Origin of the sequence: Variovorax paradoxus, assembly GCA_016806145.1 — a bacterium.
Taxonomy (GTDB): Bacteria; Pseudomonadota; Gammaproteobacteria; order Burkholderiales; family Burkholderiaceae_C; genus Variovorax.
This window is the reverse complement of the sequence record CP063166.1, coordinates 3,375,521-3,401,083: the sequence shown is the minus strand read 5'-3', so window position 1 is coordinate 3,401,083 and position 25,563 is coordinate 3,375,521. Positions and strand designations below refer to the sequence as shown.

Below are 25,563 nucleotides of genomic sequence, written 5' to 3'. Positions count from 1 at the left end.
TCAGGAGCGCGGCATCAGCTCGTAGAAGTCGAAGCCGTTGCTGCGCCCGCCGAGGCAGCCGGCCAGCGTGTCCTCGACCTTGCGCCACAGCGCGAGCCGGTTGCGCCACTTGCGCACGCTGTGGCCCTCGTCGGGAAAGCTCAGGAAGTCCACCGGCCGGCCGAGCCGGCGCAGCTCGGCCACCACGTCGTCGGAATCCTGGCGCAGCACGCGCACGTCGTTGGCGCCGTGGATCACCAGCAGCGGCGCCTCGATGCGGTCGAGCCGCGACACCGGCGAATCGCGCAGCATGCGCGCGCGTTCCTCGGGCTGGTTCACGTCGCCGAAGAAGCGCGCGAAGTAGTGGCGGTTGCGCCAGAACGGCGGCCAGTTCTCGATCACGCGCGGCCAGTTGGCCACGCCGACGATGTCGATGCCGCAGCGGTAGCCGTGCGGCTTGCGGATCAGCTGCGCGAGCACCGAGAAGCCGCCGAAGCTCGCGCCCAGCACCGCCATGCGCCGCGGATCGGCCACGCCCTGGTCGATGGCCCACTGCGCGGCCTCGGCGATGTCCTGCTGCAATCGGCCGCTGGTCTCGCCCGCGCCGGCCAGCATGAAGGCGCGGCCGTAGCCGCCCGAGCCGCGGTAGTTGACCTGCAGCACCGCATAGCCGCGGTTGGTGAGCATCTGCACGGTGTTGAAGCCCGCGGGCAGCCAGCTGTCGCGGATCCAGGGCCCGCCGTGGATGTAGACCACCAGCGGCACCGGGCCCCGCACGCCGCGCGGGCGCGCGAGGTAGCCGTGGACCTGCAGGCCGTCGGAGGCCTTGAACGCGAAGGGCTCGGTCGGCGAGAAGAAGTCGTCGCCGTTCTCGCGCGGCGCCGGGGTGAGGCGCGCCAGCGCCTGGCTGTCGCGGTCGAGCAGCAGTTCGACCGCGCCGGTCTCGGTGACGGCGCGCAGCACCATGCGCCGCTGGCCGAGCGTGCTGCTCTGCGGGCGCGCGATCACGGGGTCGGCGGCGAGCCAGCCGCGCTCGCGCGCGAGCTTCATGGCGGCGGTCACCTCCGCGTCGAGCGTGGCGTCGAGGTAGCGGATGCGCGGGCGGTCGGGCTCGGAGGTCCAGGCCTGCGGCGCGCCTTCGTTCGGCGGGAAGTAGACGGCCCCGAGGTCGACCTGCGCGTCCTCGGCCAGCACCTTCTCGGCGCCGGTGGCGAGGTCGGCCTCGACCAGCGCCAGCTTGTCGCGCCCGATGTTGCCGAGCGCCCAGAGCCGGCCGCCTTCGCGGTCGATGCGCAGCGGCGCGTAGGCATCGAAGGCCTCGATGGTCTTGAAGGGGCGCCAGCTGCCGTCGGCCTGGCGCAGTTCCATCCGCAGGTCGGAGCCGTCGGCGCTGCCGAGCTGGCGCGTGCGCGCGGCCAGCTCGCGCCGGGTGTCGATGTACCAGGCGACCACGCGGCTGCCGGGCTCGCCGCGCGCCACTTCGCGCACGCTGCGGGTGCGCGGGTCGGCCTCGAACAGGTCGAGGCTGGTGCGGTCGTTGCGGTTGCTCGCGAAGTAGAAGTTCGGGCTGCCGGGCGCGCCGCCGATGACGCCGGTCGAGCGCACGCCGGGCCAGGGCGTCACGGCCCAAGGCCTGGCCTCGGGCGACTGGCTGTCGAGCACGAAGATCTGCGTGTTCTCGTCGCCGCTCGCATCCTTGAGGTAGGCGATGTGGCGGCTGTCGGGCAGCCATGTGTAGGCGGACGCGTTCGCCAACGTGCCGGTAGCAAAACTGCGCGTGCTGGCCGACTGCACCGTGGCTGCATCGTCGCTGTCGCGCACGGCGAGGCCCACGTCGGTGCCCACGGTCTGCACCCACAGCAGCTGGCGGCCGTCGGGCGACAGCACGTGGCCGCCGACCGTGTCGACATTGGCGACGAAGCGGCGCATCGGCACCAGCGGCGGCAGCGTGCGGTCCTGGCTGGCCTGGGCCAGCACCGGATGGGTGGGCGCGGTGGCGCAGCCGGACAGCAGCAAGGCGCCGGCGGCGCAGGCCAGGGCGAGCAAGGCGGTGGGGCGAAAGTCGCGAGGCATGGTTGCGGTTCCTGGAGAAGCGGCCGCCGATTGTGCGAAGCCCGACCTTGGGCCAAGCCAAAGAGGGCGCGCCCCGTCTTTGGCTGCGCCCAAGGTCCGCGCGCGCACAATCGCCGCGTGCACATCCTGCTGATCGAAGACGACCTCGACCTGGGCCGCGCGCTGCAGGCCGCGCTCAAGGTGGACGGCCTCACGAGCGAATGGCTGCGCCGCGCGCGCGACGCGCCGCGCCTGCCCGACGCGGCCGTGTTCGACTGCGTGCTGCTCGACCTCTCGCTGCCCGACGGCAACGGCTTCGAGCTGCTGGCACGCTGGCGCGGCGAGGGCGGCACGGTGCCGGTGATCGTGATCACCGCGCGCTCGGCGGTCGAGGACCGGCTGGCCGGCCTCGACGGCGGCGCCGACGACTTCGTCATCAAGCCCTTCGCCACCGCCGAGCTGATCTCGCGCATCCGCGCGGTGCTGCGGCGCTCGGCACGCCAGGCCAGCGAGGTCTGGACGCTGGGACCGCTGTCGATCGCGCCGCGGCGCCACCAGGCCACGCTGGCGGGCAGCGCGCTCGAGCTGTCGCCGCGCGAGTTCAGGCTGCTGCTCGAACTGGCGCGCGAGCCCGGCGCGGTGGTCGCCAAGGGCGTGCTCGCGCAGCGGCTCGAACCGCTGGGCGAGCCGCTGGACTTCGCGGCGGTGGAGGTACATGTGTCGAACCTGCGGCGCAAGATCGGCGCCACGCGCGTGCACACGGTGCGCGGCGTGGGCTACATGCTGACGCCATGAGCCGTCCGTCCATCGCCTGGCCCGGCCCCAGCATCGGCCGGCGCGTGCTGGCCGCGATGCTGCTCGCCTTCGTCGGCGTCTGGCTGATGCTGCTGGCCTATTTCTACGTCGAGTTCCGCCAGGCGCTCGCGGTCGACCAGGGGCTGAAGAAGCTGGGCCGCGCGATGAGCGCCTCGCTGCGCCAGGTCGACAGCGACGCGCAGGCGGTGGACGTGATGCGTTCCACCGCGACCCTGCTCAGGACCCTGCGCATCAGCGGCAATCCGGGCGGCAGCGTGTGGATGGAACTGCGCCGGCGCGACGATGGCGCGGTGCTCTACCGCTCGGCCGCGCTCGGCGACCGGGTGCTCGATGCGCCGGCGCCGCAGGTGATCGAGCGCGACTTCGACGGCATCTCGTACTGGGTCCATGGCAGCGAGGCCGGCCGCTGGCGGCTGCAGCTCGCCGAGCCGCGCATCACGGGCCGGTGGATCCTCGAGCGCAACGCCACGCGCCTGCTGCCCTACCTGCTGCTGGCCTTTCCGATCGTGCTGCTGCCGGTGTGGCTGGCGGTGCGGCTCGGGCTGCGGCCGCTGCAGCGGCTGGCCGACCTGATCGCGCGGCGCGGCGGCAGCGACCTGTCGCCGATCGGCTACGACCCGCCCCAGGCCGAGCTCAAGCCGCTGACCTCGGCGCTCGAGCGCATGCTGCGCCAGCTGCGCGACAAGCTCACGCAGGAGCGCGCCTTCGTGCACGACGCGGCGCACGAGTTGCGCACGCCGATGGCGGTGATCGCCGCGCAGGCCCATGCGCTGGCGGGCGCGGCCGATGCCGCCGAGCGCGAGCGCGCGCAGCTGCATCTGGAGCAGGCGATCGCGCGCGCCTCGCACCTCACGCAGCAGCTGCTGGACCTGGCGCTGCTCGACGATGCGCAGCCCTCGGCGCCGAAGCGCGTCGACGTGGCGCAGTTCGCGCGCGGGTTGCTCGCGCAGGCGGCGCCGCAGGCCATGGCGCGCGGCATCGAGCTGGCGCTCGAGGCGCCCGACAGCCTGCAGGCCGAGGTCGACGTGCCGGCGCTGCAGTCGGTGCTCGAGAACCTGCTGCACAACGCGATCCGCCATGTGCCCGATGGCGCGCAGGTGGCGATGACGCTGCGTGTGGAAGACGACTGCCTCGCGCTGCTGGTGGCCGACGACGGGCCCGGCATTCCCGCGGCAGAACGCGAGCGGGTGTTCGAGCGCTTCCACCGCGGCGAGGGCGCGCACGAGACGCCGGGCTCGGGCCTCGGCCTCGCGATCGTGAAACAGGCGGTGCATCGCATGGGCGGCGAGGTGGCCATCGTCGAGGGCCTGGCACCGGGGCGCGGCGTGGGTTTCAGCGTCCGGCTGCCGCTTTCCGGGCGCACGAACACTTACGGCTGAAGGGCTTCGCCCGGGTTGACAGCGGCCGCGCGGGGCTTCGATACTGAACTCACTGGTTCATCAACAAAGCTCCAAGGAGATGCCCATGCAAAGGATCGTTCCCTGCCTCTGGTTCGACGGCAACGGCGAGGACGCATTGAAGTTCTACAGCGCGATCTTCCCGAACTCGCGCGTGACCGACACCCTGCTGTGGGGCGACGTCAATCCGGCCAAGAAGGGCTCGCTGCTCACCGCCACCTTCGAGCTCGACGGCCAGGCGTTCATGGTGCTCAACGGCGGCCCCGAGTACAAGTTCACTCCGGCCATCTCGATGTACGTGCGGTGCGAGACCCAGGCCGAGGTCGACCGCTACTGGGACAGGCTGCTCGAGGGCGGCGGCCAGCCGGTGCAGTGCGGCTGGCTCACCGACCGCTTCGGCGTCTCGTGGCAGGTCGCGCCCGACGAGATCATCCGGATGTTCCAGGACAAGGATCCGGCCAAGGCGAAGCGCGCGATGGAGGCGATGATGAAGATGGTCAAGCTCGACATCGCCACCGTGAAGAAGGCCTTCGACGGGGCCTGAGCGCTACACCAGCCGGTGGATCGCCTTCTTGCGCCACACCAGCTGGTAGTACGCGGTCTGCAGCAGCAGCATCGCGCCGAAGGTCACCGGGTAGGCGTACCAGATGCCGTCGAGGCCGATGCGGTGGCTCATGAACCAGGCCACCGGCACCTCGAGGCCGAGCAGGCAGGCGATCGAGATCAGCGTGGGCACCAGCACCGAGCCGCTGGCGCGCATGATCCCCGACAGCGCCGAGGCCATGCCGAAGATCACCAGGCTCCACAGCATGATGTGCAGCAGCTCCTGCGCGATCTCGATCACCGGCGCGCTGGTGATGAAGAAGCCCATCAGCGGCCGCGAGAACAGGTAGCCCAGCAGCACCAGGCCGCCGGTGAGCAGCAGGTTCATCATCAGCGCCGTGCGCGCGATGGCGCCGAGGCGGTCGGCGCGGCCGGCGCCGATGGCCTGCGCGCCGAGGATCGAGGCCGTGATCGCGATCGAGATGGCCGGGAACTGCACGTAGGCCACCACCTGGTTGACCGCGCCGTAGGCGGCCGTGGCGCTCGAGCCGTAGCCGTTGACCAGCGACAGCAGCACCACCTCGGCCAGCGCCACCACGATCATCTGCACGCCCGTGGGCACGCCGACCTTGAGCACGGTCTTGAGCAGTTGCGGGTCGATGCGCATGCTGCGCAGGAAGGCCGCGTCGGGCGCGAGCGGGCTGTTGCGCTGGCGCAGCCGCCAGCCCAGCCACAGGGTCGCGACCAGGAACGAGAGCACCGAACCCCAGGCGCCGCTGGTCACGCCGAGCTGCGGCAGTCCGCCCCAGCCGCGGATCAAAGCCGGCGTGACGAGCATGCCGATGGTGGTGGAGATCAGCAGCGTGAGCAGCGGCGTGACGGTGTCGCCCACGCCGCGCAGCATCGCGGTCGAGATCAGGAACACGAACACGCCGGGCATCGCGATCAGCATGATCCGCGCGTAGCGCGTGGCCTCGGCCAGCACGTCGGGCGGCGTGCCGAGCGCAGCCAGCAGCGGCGTGGTGAAGGCGCCGCCGAACACCGCGATCACCAGGCCCATCAGGATGCCCACGCTCAGCGTGGTGCCGGCCACCGCCTTGGCGCGGGCGACGTCGCGCGCGCCCCAGGCCTGGCCGATCAGCACCGAGGCGCCGGCGCCCAGGCCGATCACGAAGGCGATGAAGAAGAAGAACACCGGAAAGAAGCTCGAGACCGCGGCCAGCGCGGTCACGCCGATCATCTGGCCGATGTAGATGTTGTTGAGCGTGCCCGACAGCGACTGCAGGATGTTGCTCAGCAGCATGGGGGCGAGGAAGAACAGGAAGGTCTTCCACAGGGCGCGCGGCGCGCCCACGGGTGCCACGGGCGTGCCCTGGAGGCCGCTCGGGTTGGGGGCTGTGTCTGTCTTGGCGTTCATTCGTGGGTCCAGCTCGCGCCGGAGAGTTCTTGGAGATGGGCCCGCAGGTCATCGGGCCAGGTCGAAATGTGGTGCTCGAAGCGTTCGCGCTCGAGCGCGAACAGGGCGCGCATGGCTTCCTCGAAGCCGGGCAGGTTGCCGGCCAACGCCGTCATCACGCCGTAGGTGGCTTCCCGCGCCGCGCGTGCGGCATCGCGCCCTGCGTTGACGCGGCGTGCCTCGTCGATCAGCCGGCGCAGCGCGACCGAGGCGCCGCCGGGCTGGCGGCCCAGCCATTCCCACTGCCGCGGCAGCAGCGTGATCTCGCGCGCCACCACGCCGAGCTTGGGGCGGCCGACGCCGCGCGGCGGCTCGCCGGCCGGCGCCGGGGGGGCGCGCAGGTCGAGGTCAATCTGCGCGCCGCTGCGGTCGTCGAACACCAGGTAGGGCGTGTCGTCGGTGCGCGCGCGCAGCGCGGCGACCAGCTCGGCGCGCGAGCCGCGTGCGATGCGGTGGAAGCCGGCGAAGGCGGTCAGGGTGGACGCGGGATCGGCGCAGGCCGGAAGGGAAGAAGTCTCGAGGGTCATGGAGGCGGAGCGGTAATTTACCCGGGCGCAATGAAGAAAGCCTGACTTTTCTTGCGCCCGGCGAATGAGGAAGGCGAGCGGGACGGCGGGCACCGGCGAAGGCTCAGGCGCTCGGGCGCGCCGGGCCGTTGTAGCCCTGCGCGCCGTGGCAGCCGGATTCCTCGGCCCAGAGTTCGAACAGCGCCTCGAGCTCGGCAGCGCGGTCGAAGGCCGGATCGTCGCGCTCCTTCACGCGCGCCAGTTCCTCGAAGGCAAAGGCCTCGGCGCCCAGCGCGATCCAGTCCTGCTGCAGCGCCTTGTTGCGGTGGCTGCGCAGGTTGAGCTCGAAGCGCTGGCGGTTCATCGCGCCCACGATGTCGAGCGCGGCCGCGGCGAATACCCGCCCCGTCGTCAGGTTGCGGATCGCGAACACGCCGGCGGGAAGCGTGCTGTCCTTGTATTGCCGGGTGAGGGCGCGCCGTGATTCCTGGGAAAGTGTCATGGCGCAAATTTTACCCGGGTTAAATTGAATTCATCAATATACCCGGGTAAAAATGGGCGCGCGCATCAAATGCCACGCAGGCGCCGCCAGGCCCGCAGCGCGCGCCGGTTGAAGGCATGGACCAGCCGCCACGGCCGGCTCTGCCGCACGAGCTCCAGCACCCGGTCCTTCCAGGCCTTCCAGCGCGGATACCAGCGCGCGAACAGCGGGATGCGCATCAGCGTGCCCTCGACGAGCTGGAAGATCCGTGCCACCACCGCGGTGCCGGCCAGCTTGGCCGCGACCAGCACCGCCACGCCGCTGCCCGCGTGGCCATGGCTGAACAGGAACAGCGCCAGCACCTTGACCGGCAACAGCAGCAGCACCGGCAGCAGGAAGGCCAGCAGCGCGCCCCAGGGCGGCAGGCCGCGCAGCCAGGCCTCGGCGCGCGCCCACAGCGGCAGCCGGGCCAGCCGCGCCGCGAGCGCGGCCAGCGGTTCCCAGCCCCATTCCTCGAACAGCAGCAAGGGCACCAGGAGCACGGCGAACACCGTCCGTAACAACTTCCCGAAGCGGGACGGCGGCCGGCGCGGGCCTGGGGAGGAGGGGGGTTGCACGGTGGGGAGGTGGGGGCGTGGAGCGGTCGGACAAGTGTCCGCTGCCGGCGGCCGGACGCCATTTTCACTATGGCAAACTCGCGCGCTTCATTCGACCAACGCGACCGGCCGGCCGGTCGCAGCGACAGGGACGCCACTCAGCAATGCAGAAAATCATTCGCCAGCTCGCCGCCGAAATCAAGGTGGGCGAGCATCAGGTGAAGGCCGCCGTCGAACTGCTCGACGGGGGCGCCACGGTTCCATTCATCGCGCGCTACCGCAAGGAAGCCACCGACGGCCTCGACGACACCCAATTGCGAGAACTCGAGGCGCGCCTGAGCTACCTGCGCGAACTCGAGGACCGCCGCGCCGCGGTGGTCAAGGCCATCGACGAGCAGGGCAAGCTCACGCCCGAACTGCGCGCCGCGATCGAACTCGCGCCGACCAAGCAGGAGCTCGAGGACCTCTACCTGCCGTTCAAGCAGAAGCGCCGCACCAAGGGCCAGATCGCGCGCGAGTTCGGCATCGAGCCGCTGGCCGACAAGCTGCTGGCCGACCCCACGCTCGATCCCGCCGTGGAGGCCAAGGCCTTCCTGCAGCCCGCCACCACGCTCGACGACGGCAAGCCCGGGCCCGATTTCTCGACCGTGCCCGCGGTGCTCGACGGCGTGCGCGACATCCTCTCGGAGCGCTGGGCCGAGGACGCCGTGCTGGTGCAGCGCCTGCGCGAATGGCTCTGGAACGAGGGCCTGCTCAAGTCCAGCCTGATGAGCGGCAAGGACGAGAACAACGCCGACGTCGCCAAGTTCCGCGACTACTTCGACTACGACGAGCCGATCGGCCGCGTGCCCTCGCACCGCGCGCTGGCAGTGTTCCGCGGCCGCGCGCTCGATATCCTCGACGCCAAGCTGGTGCTGCCGGTGGAGCCCGAGCCGGGCAAGCCCAGCGTCGCCGAAGGCCGCATCGCGCTGCACCTGGGCTGGAGCCATGCCGGCCGCCTGGCCGACGACCTGCTGCGCAAGTGCGTGGCCTGGACCTGGCGCGTGAAGCTCGCGCTGTCGACCGAGCGCGACCTGTTCACGCGCCTGCGCGAGGACGCCGAGAAGGTCGCGATCAAGGTCTTCGCCGACAACCTGCGCGACCTGCTGCTGGCCGCGCCGGCCGGCCCGCGCGTGGTGATGGGCCTGGACCCCGGCATCCGCACCGGCGTGAAGGTGGCGGTGGTCGATGCCACCGGCAAGCTGGTCGAGACCGCGACCGTGTTCCCGCACGAGCCGCGCAAGGACTGGGAAGGCTCGCTGCACACCCTCGGCAAGCTCTGTGCCAAGCACGGCGTGAACCTGATCGCGATCGGCAACGGCACTGCCAGCCGCGAGACCGACAAGCTCGCGGCCGACCTGATCAAGCTGCTTGCGAAGATGGCGGCCCAGGCCGGCGCGCCCGAGATGAAGGTCGACAAGGTGGTGGTCAGCGAGGCCGGTGCCTCGGTCTACTCGGCCAGCGAGTTCGCGGCCCAGGAGATGCCCGACGTCGACGTGAGCCTGCGCGGCGCCGCCTCGATCGCGCGCCGGCTGCAGGACCCGCTGGCCGAGCTCGTGAAGATCGACCCCAAGAGCATCGGCGTGGGCCAGTACCAGCACGACGTGAACCAGAGCGAGCTCGCGCGCACCCTGCAGGCCGTGGTCGAGGACTGCGTGAACTCGGTGGGCGTGGACCTCAACACCGCGAGCGTGCCGCTCCTGAGCCGCGTCTCGGGCCTGTCCTCGGCCGTGGCCAAGGCCGTGGTGCGCTGGCGCGATGCCAACGGCGCCTTCGGCACCCGCAAGCAGCTGCTCGAGGTCACGGGCTTCGGCCCCAAGGCCTTCGAGCAGAGCGCGGGCTTCCTGCGCATCCGCGGCGGCAGCGACCCGCTCGACGTCACCGGCGTGCATCCCGAGACCTATCCGCTGGTCGAGCAGATCATCGTCAAGACCGGCAAGCCCATCGCCGAGCTGATGGGCCGCGCCGACATGCTCAAGACGCTCAAGCCCGAGCTGTTCGCCAACGAGAAGTTCGGCGTCATCACCGTCAAGGACATCCTCGGCGAACTCGAGAAGCCCGGCCGCGATCCGCGCCCCGACTTCAAGGTGGCGCGCTTCAACGACGGCGTGGAGGACATCGCCGACCTGCAGGAGGGCATGATCCTCGAGGGCACCGTGAGCAACGTCGCCCAGTTCGGCGCCTTCATCGACCTCGGCGTGCACCAGGACGGCCTGGTCCACGTGAGCCAGCTGAGCCACAAGTTCGTCAACGACGCGCGCGAGGTCGTGAAGACCGGCGACATCGTCAAGGTGAAGGTGATGGAGGTCGACGTGGCGCGCAAGCGCATCGGCCTGTCGATGAAGCTCGACGCCGCCCCCGCGCGCCGCGACGGCCCGCGCGACAACCGCTTCGAAGGCGCCGGCCGCGGCCAGCAGCCGCGCCGCGACAACACGCCGCAGCCTTCGGGGCAGATGGCGAATGCGTTTGCGAAGTTGCAGGGGTTGCGCAAGTAGGCGAAGCCGATGGTGAAGCTACCTGTTAAACTAGTCATCTAACTAGTCTGATTGGTGGTTTCCCATGAAAAGCTGGCCGGTACAGGACGCCAAGGCGCGTTTCAGCGAGTTCCTCGAAGCCTGTCTGGCCGAGGGGCCCCAGATGGTGACGAAACGCGGTGCCGAGGCGGCCGTGCTGGTGCCGGCCGCCGAGTGGCGGCGCTTGCACGCGACGGCTCGTCCTTCGCTCAAGGAGCTGCTGCTGGCCCCCGAGGCACGCACCGAATTCCTGGTGCCGGAGCGCGGCGCCGCCCGCAGGCGCAAGGTCACGCCGCTGCGCTGAGGACGAGGGCCGCATGTACCTGCTCGACACCAACGTCATTTCGGAACTCCGCAAGCCGCGCCCGCACGGCGCGGTCATCGCGTGGCTCACGCCGATCGCGGACAGCGAGCTGCACCTCTCGGCCGTGACGCTCGGCGAGATCCAGGCCGGGATCGAACTCACGCGCGAGCAGGACGCGGCCAAGGCCGACGAGATCGAGCAGTGGGCCGCGCTGGTCGCGGGCTCGTACAACGTCCTGCCGATGGATGCGGACACCTTCAGGCTCTGGGCCAAGCTCATGCATCGCAGCTCCAACACGCTGTACGAAGACGCCATGATCGCGGCCACCGCCAGGCAGCATTCATTGACCGTGGTGACCCGCAACGTCGCCGACTTCGCGAATTTCGGCGTCGCGCTGCTCAATCCCTTCGAGCACGGCAAGCCATGAAGGCCCTGCGCATCTACGCCGGCCCCGCCGCGCGCCTGCACATCGAGGCCCAGGGCCTGCGGCCGCAGGATGTGCGCACCATCCCCGGCGCGGCCGGCGGTCCCAAGGGGCTGATCCTCGGGCCGATCGATCGATTCGTCTTCGGCGAGTGGCTCACGCAATCGAACCAGCCGGTGCACCTCGTGGGCGCGTCGATCGGCGCCTGGCGGCTGGCCACGGCCTGCCTCGGCGATCCGGTCACGGCCTTCGAGCGCTTCGAACACGACTACGTGCGCCAGCAGTTCGAGGTGCCGCCGGGGCAGAAGCGGCTGAGTCCGCACCAGCTGAGCGAACGCTTCGCCGAGAGCCTGCAGGCCTTCTATGGCGGGCGCATCGGCGAGGTGCTCGCGCATCCGCGCTACCGGCTGCACGTGGTGACCTCGCGCGGGCGCCACATCCTCGGGCGCGAGGGCAGGGCGCGCACGCCCGTTGGCTACCTCGGTGCCTTCGCGTCGAACAGCGTGCACCGCAAGACGCTGGGCGCCTGGCTCGAGCGCTGCGTGTTCTCCACGCCCGGCGCCGAGTTGCCCTTCGGCACGCGCGACTTCCGCACCCGCCAGCATGCGCTGCGCGAGGACAACTTCAACCTGGTGCTGCAGGCCTCGTGCTCGATCCCGTTCCTGCTGGCCGCGGTGCACGACATCCCGGGCGCGCCGCGCGGCGCCTACTGGGACGGCGGCATCACCGACTACCACCTGCACCTCGACTACCAGCCGGTCGACGACGGCCTGGTGCTGTACCCGCATTTCCAGCGCGCGGTGGTGCCGGGCTGGCTCGACAAGGGGCTGCGCTGGCGCCACAAGTCGACGGGCTTTCTCGACCGCATGGTGGTGCTCGCGCCCGATCCCGACTGGGTGAAGACCCTGCCCAACGGCAAGCTGCCCGATCGCAAGGACTTCATCCATTTCCAGAACGACGCGCAGGCCCGCATCGCGGCCTGGACGCGGGCCACGCGCGAGGCCCAGCGGCTGTCGGACGAGCTGCAGCAATGGCTGGCGCGCGGCAGTGCGGCCGAGATCCTGCCGCTCTGAGCGGCGCCGGGCAAACCCTGAACGGGCACGCGGCCCGCGCTTCGAGAATGGCCCGCATGCCGTCCGTCCCGGACGGCCCATAACAAGCAGGAGACCGTTCCCGATGCCCCATGCCCTGATGTCGCGCCGCCGCTTTGCCATCGCCAGCTCCGCCGCCGGTGCGGCCGCCACGCTCGGGCTGCCGGTGCTCGCGCAGAGCGCCTGGCCCAACAAGCCGATCCGCATCGTCGTGCCCTACACGCCCGGCGGCTTCACCGACCAGATGGCGCGGCTGGTGCAGATCGGATTGCAGACGCGGCTGGGCCAGCCGGTGCTGATCGACAACAAGCCCGGCGCCAACAGCCTGATCGGCGTGGATGCGGTCGCCAAGGCCGCGCCCGATGGCAGCACCTTCGGCGTGGTGATCGCGGCCTACGCGGCCAACACCTCGCTCTATCCGAAGCTGCCCTACGACCCGCGCAAGGATCTCGCGGGCGTGTCGCTGATGGGCGTGTCGCCGCTGCTCGCGGCGGTCAACCTCGATGCGCCGTTCAAGACCGCGCGCGAGCTGATCGACTACGCGCGCGCCAATCCCGGCAAGGTGAGCTTCGGCTCGTCGGGCAACGGCTCGGCCGCGCACCTCACGACCGAGCTGTGGAAGTCGCTCGCGAAGACCTACATGATCCACATCCCGTACCGCGGCGCGGTGCCGGCGCTGACCGACCTGATGGGCGGACAGATCCAGCTCTTCTTCGATGCGCCCACCGGTCTCATCAACCAGGCCAAGGCCGGCAAGATCCGGCTGATCGGCGTGGCCGGCGACAAGCGGCTGCCCGCGGTGCCGGAGGTGCCGACCTTCATCGAGCAGGGCTTCGCGGGTTTCACCGGCAGCACCTGGGCCGGCATGCTCGCGCCGGCCGGCACGCCGCGCGAGATCGTCAAGCGCATGTCGGACGAGGTGGCGCGCATCATCAAGAGCGACGAGACGCGCGCGAAGCTCGATGCGATGGGCACCTTTCCGGCCGGCGGCACGCCCGAGGAGTTCGATGCCTTCATCGCATCGGAGACCGCGAAGTGGGGCGCGGTGATCCGCACCGCGGGCGTGAAGGCGGAATAGGCGGAGTAGCCATCGCTGGCACGGCGGGTGCTTGCCCGCCGTCCATGAAGCACTTCATCGTCGAGATCGACTACCTCGTGCCGCTGGCACGCATCCAGGAATCCGTGCCCGCGCACCGCGCCTACCTTCAACGGGGCTACGACGCCGGCCTGCTGCTGTGCTCGGGCCCGAAGGTGCCGGCCACCGGCGGCTTCATGCTCGCGCGCGCGGAGTCGCTCGAACAGTTGCAGGCCTTCTTCCTCGACGATCCGTTCAGCCGCGAGCAGCTCGCGCGCTTCACCTTCAGCGAATTCCAGCCGGTGAAGCGCCAGCCCTGGGCCGAGGACTGGTTCGCTGCGCCGTCTACCCCGGCCGCCTGAGACATCGGCTGTTCAAGCCGCCAGTACCAGCACCTTGAACTGGCTCGGCACGATCCGCATGCCGACGATGTTGCAGCGGTTCTGCACCGACAGGCTGGTCATGCGCGTGCACGGCGTGCCCTTGAGCAGCACGGTGAAGGCGCCCGTGATGTGGCGCGAGGGCCCCATCACCGTCTGCGAGACCACGCCCATCAGCACGCCCGCGTTGTCGCCGTTGGTGATCGGCGTGACGGTCGCCATGTTGTGGGCCGGCGTGCCGCCGTAGAGGATGTTCCAGGCGTTGGGAATCGCCGTCGGGCCGAGCGCGATGTTGGGGTAGGGGATCGGCAATGCCGGCGGCGTCTTGCAGACGTCGGGGAAGGCGAGGTCGACGCCCATCATCTGTGCGTTGGCGAACATGGTTGACTCCTTTTCCGATCCGTTCAGGCTGAGCTTGTCGAAGCCCTGCGCGACGCTTCGACAAGCCCAGCGTGAACGGGTGTGGGGTTTGACAGGGCGAACTTTCGGGTCAGCCCATGTGGATCTGCTCGGCATCCACCTTGACCAGGCCCTTGCTGCTCACGAGCGTGTTCTTCGCGTGCAGCCGCAGGGTCTCCTCGGCCTGGTAGTCGATCTGCCCCGCGCGCACCTGCTCGACCTCCTCGGTGAGCCTGAAGCTCGAGCGCGTGAGCACGCTGAGCCGGTCGAGCACGGTCTCGCAGGTGCGGCCGACGAAGCGCGCGATCAGCGTGGTGATGCGCACTTCGCCGCCGCGGTAGTCCATCTCGCCGATCTCGACCTGGGCCTTGCGCGCCTGCAGATCGAGTTCGGGAGCGGCCAGTTCGAGCCGGGTGCCGGCCTGCAGCGTGAGCACGCCCTTGACCGCGAGCCGCGCCTGTGCCGGGTCGGCCTGCACGATGACGGCGATCAGGTAGGCCTGGTCGCGCCGCGGTCCGGCCACCAGCACCGTGTCGCCGACCGAAGGCTGCAGCAGGCAACTCGCGGCACGCGGGCAGTGCCAGCGTTCGCCACCGGCCTCGGCCTCGACGAGGAAGGCATCGCCGGGCAAGGCCTGCACCACGGTGCCGAGCGCATTGCCGGTCCAGGCGGCGGGCGCGGGCAGTGGGCGGTGCAGCAAGGTCTGCATGTCGGGCGCATCGTGCGCGGCGGGAAAAGATGCGGGAGGAGAGGCGCGTTCGCGCAGGGCGGCAGGGCTCATGGTGCGAGGTCCTCGAGGTCGTCGGAAGTGGAAGGCAACGGCCGGCCGAAGCCGTCGCGGCCCGCGCGTTGCGGCCGGTCCTGGCGCGCGGCCGAGAAGCGCTCGGCCTCGAACAGGGCCGGGTCGCTGTCGAGCACGCCGCCGCGCTCGCCCCAGCGGGTGCCGGACAGCAGCGCGCGGTGCATCTGCGTGCGCTCGAAGAAGGCGCCGCGCAGGTCGGCCTCGCCGAGGTCGGCATAGGCGAAGTCCGCATACACGAGCCGGCTGCGCGCGAACGAGGTACGCCGGCAGCGCGCGCGGTGGAACACGCACTGCTCGAGCCGCGCGTCCGACAAGTCGGCGTCGTCGAGCCGCGCATCGACCCACAGGCTCTGGTCGAAATGACCGCCGCGCGCATCGGCATGCCGCAGGTCGGCCTCGGGAAACAGGCAATGCGGCGCATGCACCGCGGTGAGCACCGCGCGCGCGAGCTTCGCGCCCTTGAAGTTGCACTGGACCAGCGTCGCGCGGTCGAAGTTGCAGCCGCCGAGCTCGGCATCGATGAACTGGCAGAGCCGGAACTGCTGGCCCGAGAAGTCCTGGCCCGCGAGATCGGCCTCGCTGAAGATCACGTTGTGGAAGCTGGCGCCCGTGAAGCGCGCATCGCGCAGCGCGGCGCGGTAGTAGACGGTGGTGTTCAGCGTCGCCGCGTCGAAGCGGGTGCCGGCCAGGCTAGCTTCGCCGAACACGGCCTTCGTGAGCTCCGCGCCCGCGAAGCTCGCGCCATCGAGCCGGCTCTGGTGAAAGGCAGCGAGGTCGGCCTTGGCCTCGGCGGCATCGGCCTCGTGCAGCTCGCAGTCGCTGAAGGCCGCACGGCTCATCGCGGCGCCGCGCAGGCTCGCGCGCGCCAGGCTGCAACGGTGGAAGCCCGCGCGCTGCAGGTCGGCCGCGTCGAGCACGGCGCCGTCGAAGCGGCAGGCATCGAAGGCCGACTCGGCGAGCTTCGCGCCGCGCAGGCTGGCGTTGGAGAAGTCGCAGTCGCGCAGGGCGCCGCCGCTGAGGTCCAGGCCATCGAAGCGCATGCCCTGGAAGTCCTGCCGCTCGATGAATTCGCCGCCGCGCAGTTTCAGGGCCAGGGTGTCCGGCGTCATTGCACCGGATCCGCCGCGCGGCGCGGCAGCGTCTTGGCCTGTTCGAGATGGGCGCCGTGGGTGTCGGTCACCGTGTCGATCACGGTCTGCGAGACGTCGGCGCGGAACAGGTTGGCTTCGCGCAGGTCGCAGGAGAGCAGGCGGGATTTCTGCAGATGGGCATTCATGAGGTTGGCGCCGCGCAGCGAGGCCTGGGTGAAGTCGGCGCGGATGAACAGGCTGTCGGGCGCATCGATGGCGCCGAGGTCGGCGCCGGTCAGCACGCAGCCCGAGAGGTCGCAGGTGTCGAGCGTGGCGCGCACGAAGCGCGCGCCCTCGAGCTGCATCTCGCGCAGGCTGCAATGGACCAGCGTGGCGCCTTCGAAATCGACCGTTCGCAGGCTGCTGGTGCCGACGAAGCAGGTGGTGCGCAGCGTGGCGCCGCGAAAGCTCACGCGCCGGTCGGCCACGGTGTGGGCCCAGGCGCAGGCTTCGAGCGAAGCGCCCGTGAAGTCCAGGCCCTCGACCTCGCAAGAAATGAGGCCGAACTTGTGCAGCGTGGCGCCGCGAAAGCCGCAGTCCACGAGCCGGCTGCCTTCGAGCAGGGTCACGTAGTCGAAATGCGCATCGTCGAAACGGCAGCCCTCGAAATGCATGCCGAACAGGTTCAGCTGCGCGAGTTGCGCGCCGCCGAAGTCGCAATGGTCGAAGCGGCTCTTCTCGCTCGTGGTCTCGGAAAGCCGGGCGTGCGCGAACGAGGTGCGCTCGCAGCGCGCGAGGCTCAGGTTGGCGCGGTCGAGCACGCAGTGGGCCAGCGAGGCCCGCGCGAGGTTCGCGCGCACCAGCACGGCCTCGGTGGCATCGGCGCCGTCGAGCTGCGCGCCCGCGAGCGAGGCGCTCTCGAGCAGGGTGCGGTGCAGCCTCGCACCGCGCAGGTCGATGCCCGAGAGGTCGGCGCCGGTCAGGTCCAGGCCCGAGAGATCGCGCGTGGTCGCCATGAGTTGCAGCACTCGTTCGCGCGCCTCGGCCGCGCGCGTGCCGTCCATCGCATCGGCGGCGCTCTGGTGCTGGGCGCCGAGCCGATACATGTCGATCAGGCCGCGGCGGCCGTTCTCGGCCGCCTGCTCGAGCGCGTGTTGCTGCTCGGGCGGCATCTGCGGGCTGCGCGTGGCGGGCGCGATGCCCAGCAGGCCCTGCATCACGGTCTTCGCATCGAAGGCCGGCGGGCCCTTGACCTCGGTGCGCTGCGCGCCGTCGACCATCTCGCCGGTGTCGAAGCCGACCTTGCGCGACTCGGGCGCATTGGCCTTCGCATGCCGCGCGAGGTCGCGGCGGCCGTCCTCGAGCTTCTGCAGCTGTTCGCGCTCGTAGACCTTGGCGCGCTCCATGAACGCGGGCAATTCGCTGAGGCTGGGCCGTCTGGTGAAGGGCTCGGGCACCGCGCGTTCCTTGAAGTGGCGCGGCTTGTGGCCGGCGGCCACGCCCTGGTCGGCGAGGTCTTCGCGCAGCACGCGCGCGCGTTCGCGCATGTTGCGCACCAGCGGCGATTCCTCGTCCTCGAGCTGGTCGATCCAGGGGCCGATGGTCTCGGCGGGCAGCAGCTCCTCGTCGCGGAAGGTGTGGAGCGCGCCGGTCTCGGGGTCGCTGCGGCGCTGCAGGATCCCGAGGTAGTGGGCCAGCGGGCGCGGCGCATCGGCCGCGCGCTCGATCGCGGGCATGAGGTGCGTGATGTCGGCGGCGTCGTCCTCGGCGATCGCGGTCTCGCCATGGAAGATCAGTGCAATCTGTTCGCGGTGCGGGAAGAACCAGGCCGTGGTGAGCCGCAGCTCGACCTCGTCGAAATGTTCGGGCTCGTCGCTGCCGGCCTGCGCCTTGCGCGCCACGAAGCCGCGCGCGCGCCAGTCGGGCAACCGGCCGCGCTGCACGGGCTGCGCGGGATGCATGTTCCAGATCGCGTAGGGCGTGCCGCCCGCGATGCGGTCGGCCTGGGTCCAGCGCTGCTCGGGCGCGGCGGCGTTGAAGAGACGCCAGTCCATGTCCTGTGCGAAACCGGGGAACAGGTGCTCGCGCCAGTGCGCGCCGTAGTCGCTGCCGATCAGCCGCATGCGCGCGGGCCAGCTCACGTCGATCGCGCCGAAGCAGGCCGGCTCCATCTCGCGGCCCGGATGGTCGATGCGGCGCTGCGGATGCTCGACGTTGGGCAAGCGCTGCACCCACAGCCCGTTCACGAGTTCGGGCTGGTGGCCGATGCCCAGCGGGTTGTCGGCGAAGGCCGGGCCGCCATAGGCGCGGCTCCAGTCCAGCCGCATCGATTCGAAGGGCTGCGGCGCGCTCGCGCGGCCGTCGACCCAGTAGCGGTCGCCGAACACCACCAGTTGCCGCGCGAGCGCGCCCACGCGCAGCTCGACCGCGCAGGCCGTCTTCTCGGCCTGGTGATGGGTGTAGGCATGGCCGGTGGCGAGAAACTCGGCGCAGGCCTTGGGCATGCCGAGGTCGATGGCGCCGGTGGGACCGAGTTCTTCGGAGACCGTCTTCCAGAACTCGGTCTCGGGCAGCAGCACCGGCTCTTCGCCCATCGACACCATGCCCATCACCGTGAGCGCAAGGCGCTGTTGGCCTTGTCGCAGGAAGGGGCGCGTGATGACGCTCAGCCGCAGGGGTTTGACTGTTTTCACGGCAGGGCGCGCACTCAGTGCGAAGCGCGCGGAATCTCGAGCGGCGTGCGCGCGCGGTCGATGGCGAAGATGGAGGCGTCGTTCGGATCGCGCAGCAGGTGCACCGGCTTGCCGGGCACCGCGAACTGCGGCAGCAGTCCTTCGTCGATCAGCGTGCGCACGATGGCGGGACGCTCCTCGACGACGGCGTCGGCGCCGATCACGCGCAGCGAGAGCTCGACGGCATACACGGTCTGGCCCTGCGAGCCGCCGCGCGAGAGTTCATTTTCGGAACGCTTGAGCGACTCCACCACGGCCTGCGCGGGAATGCCGGTCAGCGCCAGCCGCTCCCAGGTCCTGGCCTCGGCCGAATAGACGCGGTTCTCGCGCGTGGCCACGATCACGACCGACGCCGCCACCAGCAGCATCGAGCCCATCAGCACCGCGAAGACGATCCACAGCAGGATTTCCATTCGTTCGCTTCGTCAGGCCACCAGGGTCAGCACCTTGAACTTCGCCGCCAGGCCGCCGGTCGCGATCAGCATGCCCTTGTTGGCGATCTTCAGGCCGGTGGTGCTGATCTTCAGCGGCGCGTTCTTCAGCGAGAAGATGGCCACGTCGATCTTGACTGTCGCGAGCTGCGCATTGAGCGCCGCGTAGTACTGCAGCCGCGCGCCCCACACGTCGAGCGACATCCCCACCAGGCTCAGCCGGAAGCCCACGCCACCCACGCGCGCGAGCCGCCAGTCGCCGCTCGAGGCGTAGTTGTTGTTGTAGACGGTGGAGTTGTTGGTGTAGTTGTTGGTGGTGTTGTTGTAGGTGGTCGAGGTCGTGTTGTAGACGTTGGTGTTGATGACGTGCTGCGTCGTGTTGTGGATGTGGTTCGTGGTGTTGAAGGTCACGTCCGGCGAGGTGTGCACCGTCGGGCCGGTCACGATGGTGGTCGAGGGGCCGTTGACCGTCGTGTTGTTGCCGGTGTTGATGGTGTCGTTGCGCCCGCCGCTCACGAAGCGGATCTCCTGGCCGTCGATGGTGCCGTGGAAGCCGCCGGTGATCGCGAGGTTGACGCCGCCGGTGATGGTGTCGTTCAGGCCGCCGGCCAGGTTGCGGTTCTTGCCGCCCGTGATGCGCTGGTTGACGCCGCCGCTGATGGTCTCGTTGAAGCCGCCGGTCACGTCGCGCGTGTCGCCGCCGGTGATGGTCTCCTGCGCGCCCGCGGTGATGTCGCGCGTCTCGCCGTCCTTGTAGGTGGCCGACTCGTGGCCCTTGATCAGCGTGGTGCGGGTGCCGTCGGTGGTGTGGGTCTCGTCGGCCTCGACCTCCACGTCGAGGTTGCGCTCGGCATGCAGCAGGATCTGCTCGGCGCCGGTGCGGTCCTCGAAGCGCAGCATGTTCGCCTGGTTGGCCGCGCCGCCTTCGCTCGAGCGCGTGAGGATGCCGCTGGCCGTGGCGTTGGCCGGCAGCTCCCACGGCGGCATCTGGTCGCTGTTGTAGACGCGGCCGGTGATGATCGGCCGGTCGGGCTCGCCGCCGATGAAGTCGACGATGACCTCCTGGCCCACGCGCGGCATGTGCATGGTGCCGAAGTTCGCGCCGGCCCAGCTGCTCGACACGCGCACCCAGCAGGAGCTGTTCTCGTCGGCCTGGCCGTAGCGGTCCCAGCGGAACTGCAGCTTCACGCGCCCGAAGCGGTCGGTCCAGATCTCCTGCGGGCCGACCACGGTGGCGGTCTGCGGGCCGTTGGTGCGCGGGCGCGGCGTCTTGCGCGCGGGCCGGTGGACCACGGAGGAGGGCAGCACGCTGAAGTCGAACTCGCACACCGATTCGGCGCTGCCGCCGCTCGAGTACTCGGGCTCCTGCAGGTCGTAGCGGGTCTCGGTGACCAGGTACTCGCGGTTGTCGGCCTCGCGCGGGCAAAGGGTGAGCGAGAACAGGTAGCCCGGCGCCATGCCCGCCACGTTGGTGTGGCCCGCGGCCAGTTCGTGCGCGCACTGCAGCTCCTGCAGCCGGATGCGCGCATAGGTGTCGCCCTGCTGGTGCTCGCTGTAGCCGCCCAGCCATTCGTAGACCTCGTACGAGGCGTGCTCGTGGCCCTTGGGGTCCTGCTGCACGCTCTGCAGCGAGGCGCGCGACTTGCGGAAATCGAAGTCGTCGAGCATCACGCGGCCCGAGGTGATCTGCTCGGCCACGCGCCAGCGGTCGATGCAGGGCTCGAGCGCGTCGACCACGCGGTCGCGCGGCCGGTAGGGAATGCTGGCGTAGCCGGGCAGCGGCCGGTAGGCGCCGGCGTCGTCGGCCAGCACCAGCAGGTGCGAGCCGTTGCTGTGCTCGAAGTGGTAGGAGATGCCCTCGTGCTCCATGAGCCGGCTCGCGAAGGCGAAGTCGCTCTCCTGGTACTGCACGCAGTTCTCCCAGCTGCGGTAGCTGCCGGTCAGTCGCTTCTCGTACTCGAAGCCGTACTTGCCGAGCACCTCGTCGAGCACCTCGGGCACGCTCCTGTTCTGGAAGATGCGGCTGTCGGTGGTGCGCGTGAGGTACCAGAGCCAGGGCTGCACCAGCGCGCGGTAGACGTAGTGGCGGCCGGTCTCGTTGGCGCGGCCCAGCAGCTCGAAGCGCACCACGGTGCCGTTGAGGAAGCGCGGGCCGGCGTCGTCCGAGACCTCGATGCTCAGCGAGGTGCCCAGCAGTGTCTTCAGGTCGAGGTTGAAGCTGGTGCTGACCATGTCGACCTCGAACTCGAAGAGCCGGGAGAGGCCTTCCTGTCCCCGCATCGCGCGAAACTTCAGTTGCTCGGCGCTCAGTGCGGTGTGGACCCGGATGGTTCGCGTCATTCGAAGGTGTTCCCTGTTCTCGAAGGACCCGGCGGGTGCGGGTCGTCGAGGCCAGTCTAGGAAGCCCTCATGTCATCGACATGACGCGATGGCGCATGCGGCGCGAAAAGGCCGCGCGCTTAAGACGAACTGCTTATAAGGCCGGGGCGCTCGCCCCGGCCGGGCCTCACATCGAGGCTTCGAGCATCGCGCGGTAGTCGTCGCGCGTGGCCAGCCGCGGGTTGGTCTTGTGGCAGTGGTCGGCCATCGCGCCGTCGATGATCTGCTCGAACAACGCGGGCGTCACGCCCACTTCGGCCAGGCCCTTGGGCAGGCCGAGGCGCGCGCTCATGTCGCGGATCGCATCGCCGAGGTCGCCGGCCGAATCGAGGTGCATGGCCTGCGCCATGCGCTGCAGCCGCTGCTCCTTCTGCACCGACTCGGCACCGGCGTTGAAGTGGATCACCGCGGGCAGGAACAGCGCGTTGAGCGTGCCGTGGTGCAGGCGCGGATCGACGCCGCCGAGGCTGTGGCTCAGCGAGTGCACGCAGCCCAGGCCCTTCTGGAACGCCATCGCGCCCTGCATCGAGGCGCTCATGAGGTTCAGGCGTGCCTCGCGGTCGCTGCCGTCCTTGGTGGCGCGTTCGATGTGGCCCCAGGCGCGCTCGAGGCCGTCGAGGCCGATGCCGTCGGCCGGCGGGTTGAAGGCGGCCGACATGAAGGTCTCCATGCAGTGCGCGATCGCGTCCATGCCGGTGGCGGCGGTCAGGCGCGGCGGCAGGCCGAGCGTGAGTTCGGGGTCGCAGATCGCGGCCTTGGGCATCAGGAACCAGCTGTGGAAGCCGAGCTTGCGGTGGTCGTCGACGATCACGATCGCGCCGCGCGCGACCTCGCTGCCGGTGCCGCTGGTGGTGGGCACCGCGATCAGCGGCACCGCACGGTCGGTGATCTTCGGCGAGCCGCCCTCGATGGTGGCGTAGGTCTTGAGCGGGCCTTCGTGCGTGGCCGCGATCGCCACGCCCTTGGCGCAGTCGATGGCCGAGCCGCCGCCCACGGCGATCAGGCCGTCGCAGCGGCCGCCGCGGTAGAGCTCGACGGCCGCGCGCACGGCGGCCTCGGTCGGGTTGGACGGGGTCTGGTCGAAGATCGTGACCTCGAGGTCGGCGATGGCGTCGATCGCCTTCTGCAGGATGCCGGCCGCGCGCACGCCGGCGTCGGTCACGATCAGCGGGCGGTGGATGCCGATGCGCGCGCACTCGCTCGACAGCAGCTTCACCGCGCCGAATTCGAACTGGATCTGGGTCAGGTATTGGATGAGGGCCATGGGTGGGGGAGGGGTTCCGGAGCTTGCGGGCAGTACGATGGCGGACCATCGAATCTACCGAAACTATCAGGAGGGAGGCACCTTGCACACGAAGAAAACCCTTGCCGCTGTCGCGCTCGGCACAGCGATCGCCGTGCTGTCCGCCGCACCGGCGCTGGCCGCCTGCCTCAGCGACCAGCAGGTCGCCGATTTCGCGGCCGCGCTCGAGGCCCACCGGCCCGCGGCCGACCTCGAGAACGTGGGCGAGACCGACGCCTCCTGCACGCGCGCGAAGCTCAATGCGCTGCATGCGCGCAAGCTCGGCCCGGTGGTCGGCTACAAGGCCGGGCTCACCAATCCAGCGGTGCAGAAGCGCTTCAACTACGACCAGCCGGTGTGGGGCGTGCTCTACCGCGACATGGTGCTCGACACCGGCGCGGTGGTCGATGCCGCCTTCGGCGCGCGGCCGCTGTTCGAGGCCGACATGCTGGTGCGCGTGAAGAGCGCCGACATCAATGCCGCGAAGACCCCGGCCGAGGTGCTCGCCGCGATCGACCAGGTGATCCCCTTCATCGAGCTGCCCGACCTCGCGGTGCAGACCCCGCCCAAGCTCGGCGGCCCGGGCCTCGCGGCCATCAACGTGGCGGCACGCCTGGGCGTCAGGGGCGTGGCGATCGAGGTGCCCGCCGACGGCGCGGGCCAGGCCGCGCTGCTGCAGAGCCTGCGCGACATGACGGTGGTGATGAAGGACGGCGCCGGCAACGAACTCGCGCGCGGCAAGGGCTCGGACATCCTCGAGCATCCGCTCAATGCCGTGGTGTGGCTGGCCGGCGCCCTCGCCAGGGAAGGCATCGCCATGAAGCCCGGCGACCTCATCAGCCTCGGTTCCTTCTCGCCGCTGCTGCCGCCCAAGGCGGGGCAGACGGTGCTCGTGACCTACGAAGGCCTGGCGCGCGCCCAGCCCGTGGTCGTTTCCTTCAAGTGACATGACGACGAATCCCTCCGCACAACGACTTCCCCATCCGCTGACCGCCAAGATGGCCAGCGTGGTCGAGCGCATGGCGCGCGCCGGCCACCCTTCGCTCGACCAGCTCACGCCCGAGGAGGCCAAGGCCTCGTACGAACGCGGCGCGGGCGTGCTGGAGGTGCCCAAGCCCGAGCTCGCGCGCATCGAGGACTTCGAGATCGCCGCGCGCGACGGCCATGCGATTCCCGCGCGGCTCTACGCGCCCTCGGCCGAGGTGCTGCCGGTGCTCGTGTACTTCCACGGCGGCGGCTTCACGGTCGGCAACATCCGCACGCACGACACGCTGTGCCGCGTGCTCAGCAGGAAGAGCGGCTGCGCCGTGGTGTCGGTCGACTACCGGCTCGCGCCCGCGCACAAGTTCCCGACCGCTTCCGACGATGCGTGGGATGCCTTCTCGTTCGTCGCGCGCGAGGGTGCGAGCCTGGGCCTCGATCCCGCGCGGCTCGCGGTCGGCGGCGACAGCGCGGGCGGCACGCTGGCCGCGGTCTGCGCGATCCTGGCGCGCGACGCGGGCCTGCCGCTGTCGCTGCAGCTGCTGATCTACCCCGGCATGACCGGCCACCAGGACACCGAGTCGCACCGCCGCTATGCGCAGGGCCCGCTCTTGACCAAGGCGCTGATCGACTACTTCTTCGGCCAGTACGTGCGCAGCCCGGCCGACCGCGACGACTGGCGCTTCGCGCCGCTGATCGCCGACGACGTGGACGACGTGGCACCGGCCTGGATCGCGCTGGCCGAGTGCGACCCGGTGGTCGACGAGGGCATCGCCTATGCCGACAAGCTGCGCGCCGCGGGCGTGCCGGTCGACCTCGAGATCTACCGCGGCGTGATCCACGAGTTCCTCAAGATGGGCCGCGCGGTGCCCGAGGCGCTGCAGGCGCAGGACGATGCGGCGAAGGCGCTGCGCGAAGCGCTGCAGCCCTGACGGCCCCGATTTCATTTCTCCTGGAGACAACAAGAATGCAACGCAGTGATTTCCGTTTCTTCCATCGCCTGCGCGTGCGCTGGGCCGAAGTCGACATGCAGAAGATCGTCTTCAACGCGCACTACCTGATGTACTTCGACACCGCCATCGCCGACTACTGGCGCGCGCTCGCGCTGCCCTACGAGGAGGCGATGCATTCGCTGGGCGGCGATCTCTACGTGCGCAAGGCGACCATCGATTTCCGCGCCTCGGCGCGCATGGACGACGTGATCGACGTGGGCATGCGCTGCGCGCGCATCGGCACCTCGTCGATGACCTTCGAGGGCGGGCTGTTCCGCCAGGGCGAATTCCTGGTCGGCTGCGAGCTGGTCTATGTGTTCGCCGACCCGGCCACGCAGACCTCGAAGCCGGTGCCGGCCTCGCTGCGCGCGATCCTCGAGGGCTTCGAGGCCGGCGAGACGATGCGTGCGATCGACACCGGCGACTGGGCCACGCTCGGCGAGGGCGCCGCGGCGCTGCGGCGCGCGGTCTTCATCGAGGAACAGAAGGTGCCCGAGGCGATGGAGTGGGACGAACACGACGCGGCCGTGCCGCACGTGGTGGTGCGCAACCGGCTCGGCCAGGCGATCGCCACCGGCCGGCTGCTGCCGGCGCAGGACGGCCGCTCGATGATCGGCCGCATCGCGGTGCATCGTGCGCTGCGCAGCGGCGGCCACGGCGTGGCGGTGGTGCAGGCGCTCGAGGCCGCGGCCCGGGCGCGCGGCGATGCGGAGATCGCGCTCCATGCGCAGCGCAGCGCCGAGCGCTTCTACGAACGGCTCGGCTATGCGGCGCACGGCGAGCCCTTCGTCGAGGCCGACATCCCGCACATCGAGATGCGGCGCGCGCTGCGCTGAGCGCCTC

General features: G+C 70.3%; 24 protein-coding genes. 12 read left to right on the top strand and 12 right to left on the bottom strand.

Going from position 1 to position 25,563, the window contains the following annotated elements; all coding sequences use genetic code 11:
- Positions 1–2,052, bottom strand: a complete 2,052-nt coding sequence (locus tag INQ48_16005) for a S9 family peptidase (protein ID QRF54945.1) — start codon at positions 2,050–2,052, stop codon at positions 1–3.
- A gap of 117 nt (positions 2,053–2,169) precedes the next feature.
- Between INQ48_16005 and INQ48_16000 the strand changes: the two genes are divergently transcribed.
- From INQ48_16000 to INQ48_15990, 3 genes are all read left to right on the top strand, one after another.
- A complete protein-coding gene (locus INQ48_16000; GenBank protein ID QRF54944.1) occupies positions 2,170–2,826 on the top strand; it encodes a response regulator transcription factor in 657 nt (218 codons plus the stop codon).
- Complete coding sequence (locus INQ48_15995) at positions 2,823–4,226, top strand: HAMP domain-containing histidine kinase (GenBank protein ID QRF54943.1); 1,404 nt, start codon at positions 2,823–2,825, stop codon at positions 4,224–4,226. The genes INQ48_16000 and INQ48_15995 overlap by 4 nt, the downstream gene beginning before the upstream one ends.
- Positions 4,227–4,311: 85 nt before the next feature.
- The gene (locus INQ48_15990) at positions 4,312–4,788 is read left to right on the top strand and encodes a VOC family protein (protein QRF54942.1); all 477 of its coding nucleotides are present in this window, start codon (positions 4,312–4,314) and stop codon (positions 4,786–4,788) included.
- A 3-nt stretch (positions 4,789–4,791) separates the two neighbouring features.
- Here the strand turns inward: INQ48_15990 and INQ48_15985 are convergent, their stop codons facing one another.
- The 4 genes from INQ48_15985 to INQ48_15970 form a co-directional block, all read right to left on the bottom strand.
- A complete protein-coding gene (locus tag INQ48_15985) occupies positions 4,792–6,204 on the bottom strand; it encodes an MATE family efflux transporter (protein ID QRF54941.1) in 1,413 nt (470 codons plus the stop codon).
- Positions 6,201–6,770, bottom strand: coding sequence for a DUF2239 family protein (locus tag INQ48_15980; protein ID QRF54940.1), 570 nt, complete (start codon positions 6,768–6,770; stop codon positions 6,201–6,203). The genes INQ48_15985 and INQ48_15980 overlap by 4 nt, the downstream gene beginning before the upstream one ends.
- 103 nt (positions 6,771–6,873) lie before the next feature.
- The gene (locus INQ48_15975; protein ID QRF54939.1) at positions 6,874–7,251 is read right to left on the bottom strand and encodes a GIY-YIG nuclease family protein; all 378 of its coding nucleotides are present in this window, start codon (positions 7,249–7,251) and stop codon (positions 6,874–6,876) included.
- A 65-nt stretch (positions 7,252–7,316) separates the two neighbouring features.
- Positions 7,317–7,847 (bottom strand): hypothetical protein, encoded by a 531-nt coding sequence (locus tag INQ48_15970; GenBank protein ID QRF54938.1) that lies wholly within the window; start codon positions 7,845–7,847, stop codon positions 7,317–7,319.
- A gap of 143 nt (positions 7,848–7,990) precedes the next feature.
- Between INQ48_15970 and INQ48_15965 the strand changes: the two genes are divergently transcribed.
- The 6 genes from INQ48_15965 to INQ48_15940 all read left to right on the top strand — a co-directional run bounded on the left by INQ48_15965 (position 7,991) and on the right by INQ48_15940 (position 13,634).
- Positions 7,991–10,360 (top strand): RNA-binding transcriptional accessory protein, encoded by a 2,370-nt coding sequence (locus INQ48_15965; GenBank protein QRF54937.1) that lies wholly within the window; start codon positions 7,991–7,993, stop codon positions 10,358–10,360.
- 64 nt (positions 10,361–10,424) lie between these two features.
- Positions 10,425–10,682, top strand: a complete 258-nt coding sequence (locus INQ48_15960; protein QRF54936.1) for a type II toxin-antitoxin system Phd/YefM family antitoxin — start codon at positions 10,425–10,427, stop codon at positions 10,680–10,682.
- A gap of 13 nt (positions 10,683–10,695) precedes the next feature.
- Positions 10,696–11,109, top strand: coding sequence for a type II toxin-antitoxin system VapC family toxin (locus tag INQ48_15955; protein ID QRF54935.1), 414 nt, complete (start codon positions 10,696–10,698; stop codon positions 11,107–11,109).
- Positions 11,106–12,179 (top strand): phospholipase, encoded by a 1,074-nt coding sequence (locus tag INQ48_15950; protein ID QRF54934.1) that lies wholly within the window; start codon positions 11,106–11,108, stop codon positions 12,177–12,179. The genes INQ48_15955 and INQ48_15950 overlap by 4 nt, the downstream gene beginning before the upstream one ends.
- A 103-nt stretch (positions 12,180–12,282) precedes the next feature.
- The gene (locus INQ48_15945) at positions 12,283–13,275 is read left to right on the top strand and encodes a tripartite tricarboxylate transporter substrate binding protein (GenBank protein ID QRF54933.1); all 993 of its coding nucleotides are present in this window, start codon (positions 12,283–12,285) and stop codon (positions 13,273–13,275) included.
- A gap of 44 nt (positions 13,276–13,319) precedes the next feature.
- Positions 13,320–13,634: a hypothetical protein gene (locus INQ48_15940; GenBank protein QRF54932.1), complete on the top strand. Its 315-nt coding sequence runs from the start codon at positions 13,320–13,322 to the stop codon at positions 13,632–13,634.
- Positions 13,635–13,646: 12 nt separating this feature from the next.
- Here INQ48_15940 and INQ48_15935 read toward each other — a convergent pair whose 3' ends face one another.
- The 7 genes from INQ48_15935 to INQ48_15905 form a co-directional block, all read right to left on the bottom strand.
- The gene (locus INQ48_15935) at positions 13,647–14,033 is read right to left on the bottom strand and encodes a DUF4150 domain-containing protein (GenBank protein ID QRF54931.1); all 387 of its coding nucleotides are present in this window, start codon (positions 14,031–14,033) and stop codon (positions 13,647–13,649) included.
- A gap of 109 nt (positions 14,034–14,142) precedes the next feature.
- On the bottom strand, positions 14,143–14,832 hold the full coding sequence (locus tag INQ48_15930; protein QRF54930.1) for a DUF3540 domain-containing protein: 690 nt from the start codon (positions 14,830–14,832) through the stop codon (positions 14,143–14,145).
- Positions 14,829–15,962: a pentapeptide repeat-containing protein gene (locus INQ48_15925; protein ID QRF54929.1), complete on the bottom strand. Its 1,134-nt coding sequence runs from the start codon at positions 15,960–15,962 to the stop codon at positions 14,829–14,831. The genes INQ48_15930 and INQ48_15925 overlap by 4 nt, the downstream gene beginning before the upstream one ends.
- A complete protein-coding gene (locus INQ48_15920) occupies positions 15,959–18,616 on the bottom strand; it encodes a DUF2169 domain-containing protein (protein ID QRF54928.1) in 2,658 nt (885 codons plus the stop codon). Before INQ48_15920 ends, INQ48_15925 begins: the two co-directional genes overlap by 4 nt.
- 14 nt (positions 18,617–18,630) lie before the next feature.
- Entirely contained in the window at positions 18,631–19,068 is a 438-nt protein-coding gene (locus INQ48_15915) for a hypothetical protein (protein QRF54927.1), read from the bottom strand.
- A gap of 12 nt (positions 19,069–19,080) precedes the next feature.
- Positions 19,081–21,426 carry a type VI secretion system tip protein VgrG gene (tssI, locus tag INQ48_15910; protein ID QRF54926.1) on the bottom strand — a complete coding sequence of 782 codons (2,346 nt, stop codon included), beginning with the start codon at positions 21,424–21,426 and terminating at the stop codon, positions 19,081–19,083.
- A gap of 166 nt (positions 21,427–21,592) precedes the next feature.
- A complete protein-coding gene (locus INQ48_15905; GenBank protein QRF54925.1) occupies positions 21,593–22,729 on the bottom strand; it encodes an iron-containing alcohol dehydrogenase in 1,137 nt (378 codons plus the stop codon).
- Positions 22,730–22,811: 82 nt separating this feature from the next.
- Between INQ48_15905 and INQ48_15900 the strand changes: the two genes are divergently transcribed.
- The 3 genes from INQ48_15900 to INQ48_15890 are packed head-to-tail and all read left to right on the top strand — an operon-like array spanning position 22,812 to position 25,556.
- Positions 22,812–23,693: a fumarylacetoacetate hydrolase gene (locus INQ48_15900; protein ID QRF54924.1), complete on the top strand. Its 882-nt coding sequence runs from the start codon at positions 22,812–22,814 to the stop codon at positions 23,691–23,693.
- Positions 23,694–23,745: 52 nt separating this feature from the next.
- Positions 23,746–24,660 (top strand): alpha/beta hydrolase, encoded by a 915-nt coding sequence (locus tag INQ48_15895; GenBank protein ID QRF60753.1) that lies wholly within the window; start codon positions 23,746–23,748, stop codon positions 24,658–24,660.
- Positions 24,661–24,695: 35 nt separating this feature from the next.
- On the top strand, positions 24,696–25,556 hold the full coding sequence (locus INQ48_15890) for a YbgC/FadM family acyl-CoA thioesterase (GenBank protein ID QRF54923.1): 861 nt from the start codon (positions 24,696–24,698) through the stop codon (positions 25,554–25,556).
- Positions 25,557–25,563: the final 7 nt, after the last annotated feature.

Excerpts from the sequence above, each read along its gene's own strand:
- INQ48_16005 (QRF54945.1), bottom strand. The coding sequence starts at position 2,052 with ATGCCTCGCGACTTTCGCCCCACCGCCTTGCTCGCCCTGGCCTGCGCC.
- INQ48_15995 (QRF54943.1), top strand. The coding sequence starts at position 2,823 with ATGAGCCGTCCGTCCATCGCCTGGCCCGGCCCCAGCATCGGCCGGCGC.
- INQ48_15990 (QRF54942.1), top strand. The coding sequence starts at position 4,312 with ATGCAAAGGATCGTTCCCTGCCTCTGGTTCGACGGCAACGGCGAGGAC.
- INQ48_15985 (QRF54941.1), bottom strand. The coding sequence starts at position 6,204 with ATGAACGCCAAGACAGACACAGCCCCCAACCCGAGCGGCCTCCAGGGC.
- INQ48_15980 (QRF54940.1), bottom strand. The coding sequence starts at position 6,770 with ATGACCCTCGAGACTTCTTCCCTTCCGGCCTGCGCCGATCCCGCGTCC.
- INQ48_15975 (QRF54939.1), bottom strand. The coding sequence starts at position 7,251 with ATGACACTTTCCCAGGAATCACGGCGCGCCCTCACCCGGCAATACAAG.
- INQ48_15965 (QRF54937.1), top strand. The coding sequence starts at position 7,991 with ATGCAGAAAATCATTCGCCAGCTCGCCGCCGAAATCAAGGTGGGCGAG.
- INQ48_15960 (QRF54936.1), top strand. The coding sequence starts at position 10,425 with ATGAAAAGCTGGCCGGTACAGGACGCCAAGGCGCGTTTCAGCGAGTTC.
- INQ48_15955 (QRF54935.1), top strand. The coding sequence starts at position 10,696 with ATGTACCTGCTCGACACCAACGTCATTTCGGAACTCCGCAAGCCGCGC.
- INQ48_15950 (QRF54934.1), top strand. The coding sequence starts at position 11,106 with ATGAAGGCCCTGCGCATCTACGCCGGCCCCGCCGCGCGCCTGCACATC.
- INQ48_15945 (QRF54933.1), top strand. The coding sequence starts at position 12,283 with ATGCCCCATGCCCTGATGTCGCGCCGCCGCTTTGCCATCGCCAGCTCC.
- INQ48_15940 (QRF54932.1), top strand. The coding sequence starts at position 13,320 with ATGAAGCACTTCATCGTCGAGATCGACTACCTCGTGCCGCTGGCACGC.
- INQ48_15935 (QRF54931.1), bottom strand. The coding sequence starts at position 14,033 with ATGTTCGCCAACGCACAGATGATGGGCGTCGACCTCGCCTTCCCCGAC.
- INQ48_15930 (QRF54930.1), bottom strand. The coding sequence starts at position 14,832 with ATGAGCCCTGCCGCCCTGCGCGAACGCGCCTCTCCTCCCGCATCTTTT.
- INQ48_15925 (QRF54929.1), bottom strand. The coding sequence starts at position 15,962 with ATGACGCCGGACACCCTGGCCCTGAAACTGCGCGGCGGCGAATTCATC.
- INQ48_15915 (QRF54927.1), bottom strand. The coding sequence starts at position 19,068 with ATGGAAATCCTGCTGTGGATCGTCTTCGCGGTGCTGATGGGCTCGATG.
- tssI (QRF54926.1), bottom strand. The coding sequence starts at position 21,426 with ATGACGCGAACCATCCGGGTCCACACCGCACTGAGCGCCGAGCAACTG.
- INQ48_15905 (QRF54925.1), bottom strand. The coding sequence starts at position 22,729 with ATGGCCCTCATCCAATACCTGACCCAGATCCAGTTCGAATTCGGCGCG.
- INQ48_15895 (QRF60753.1), top strand. The coding sequence starts at position 23,746 with ATGGCCAGCGTGGTCGAGCGCATGGCGCGCGCCGGCCACCCTTCGCTC.
- INQ48_15890 (QRF54923.1), top strand. The coding sequence starts at position 24,696 with ATGCAACGCAGTGATTTCCGTTTCTTCCATCGCCTGCGCGTGCGCTGG.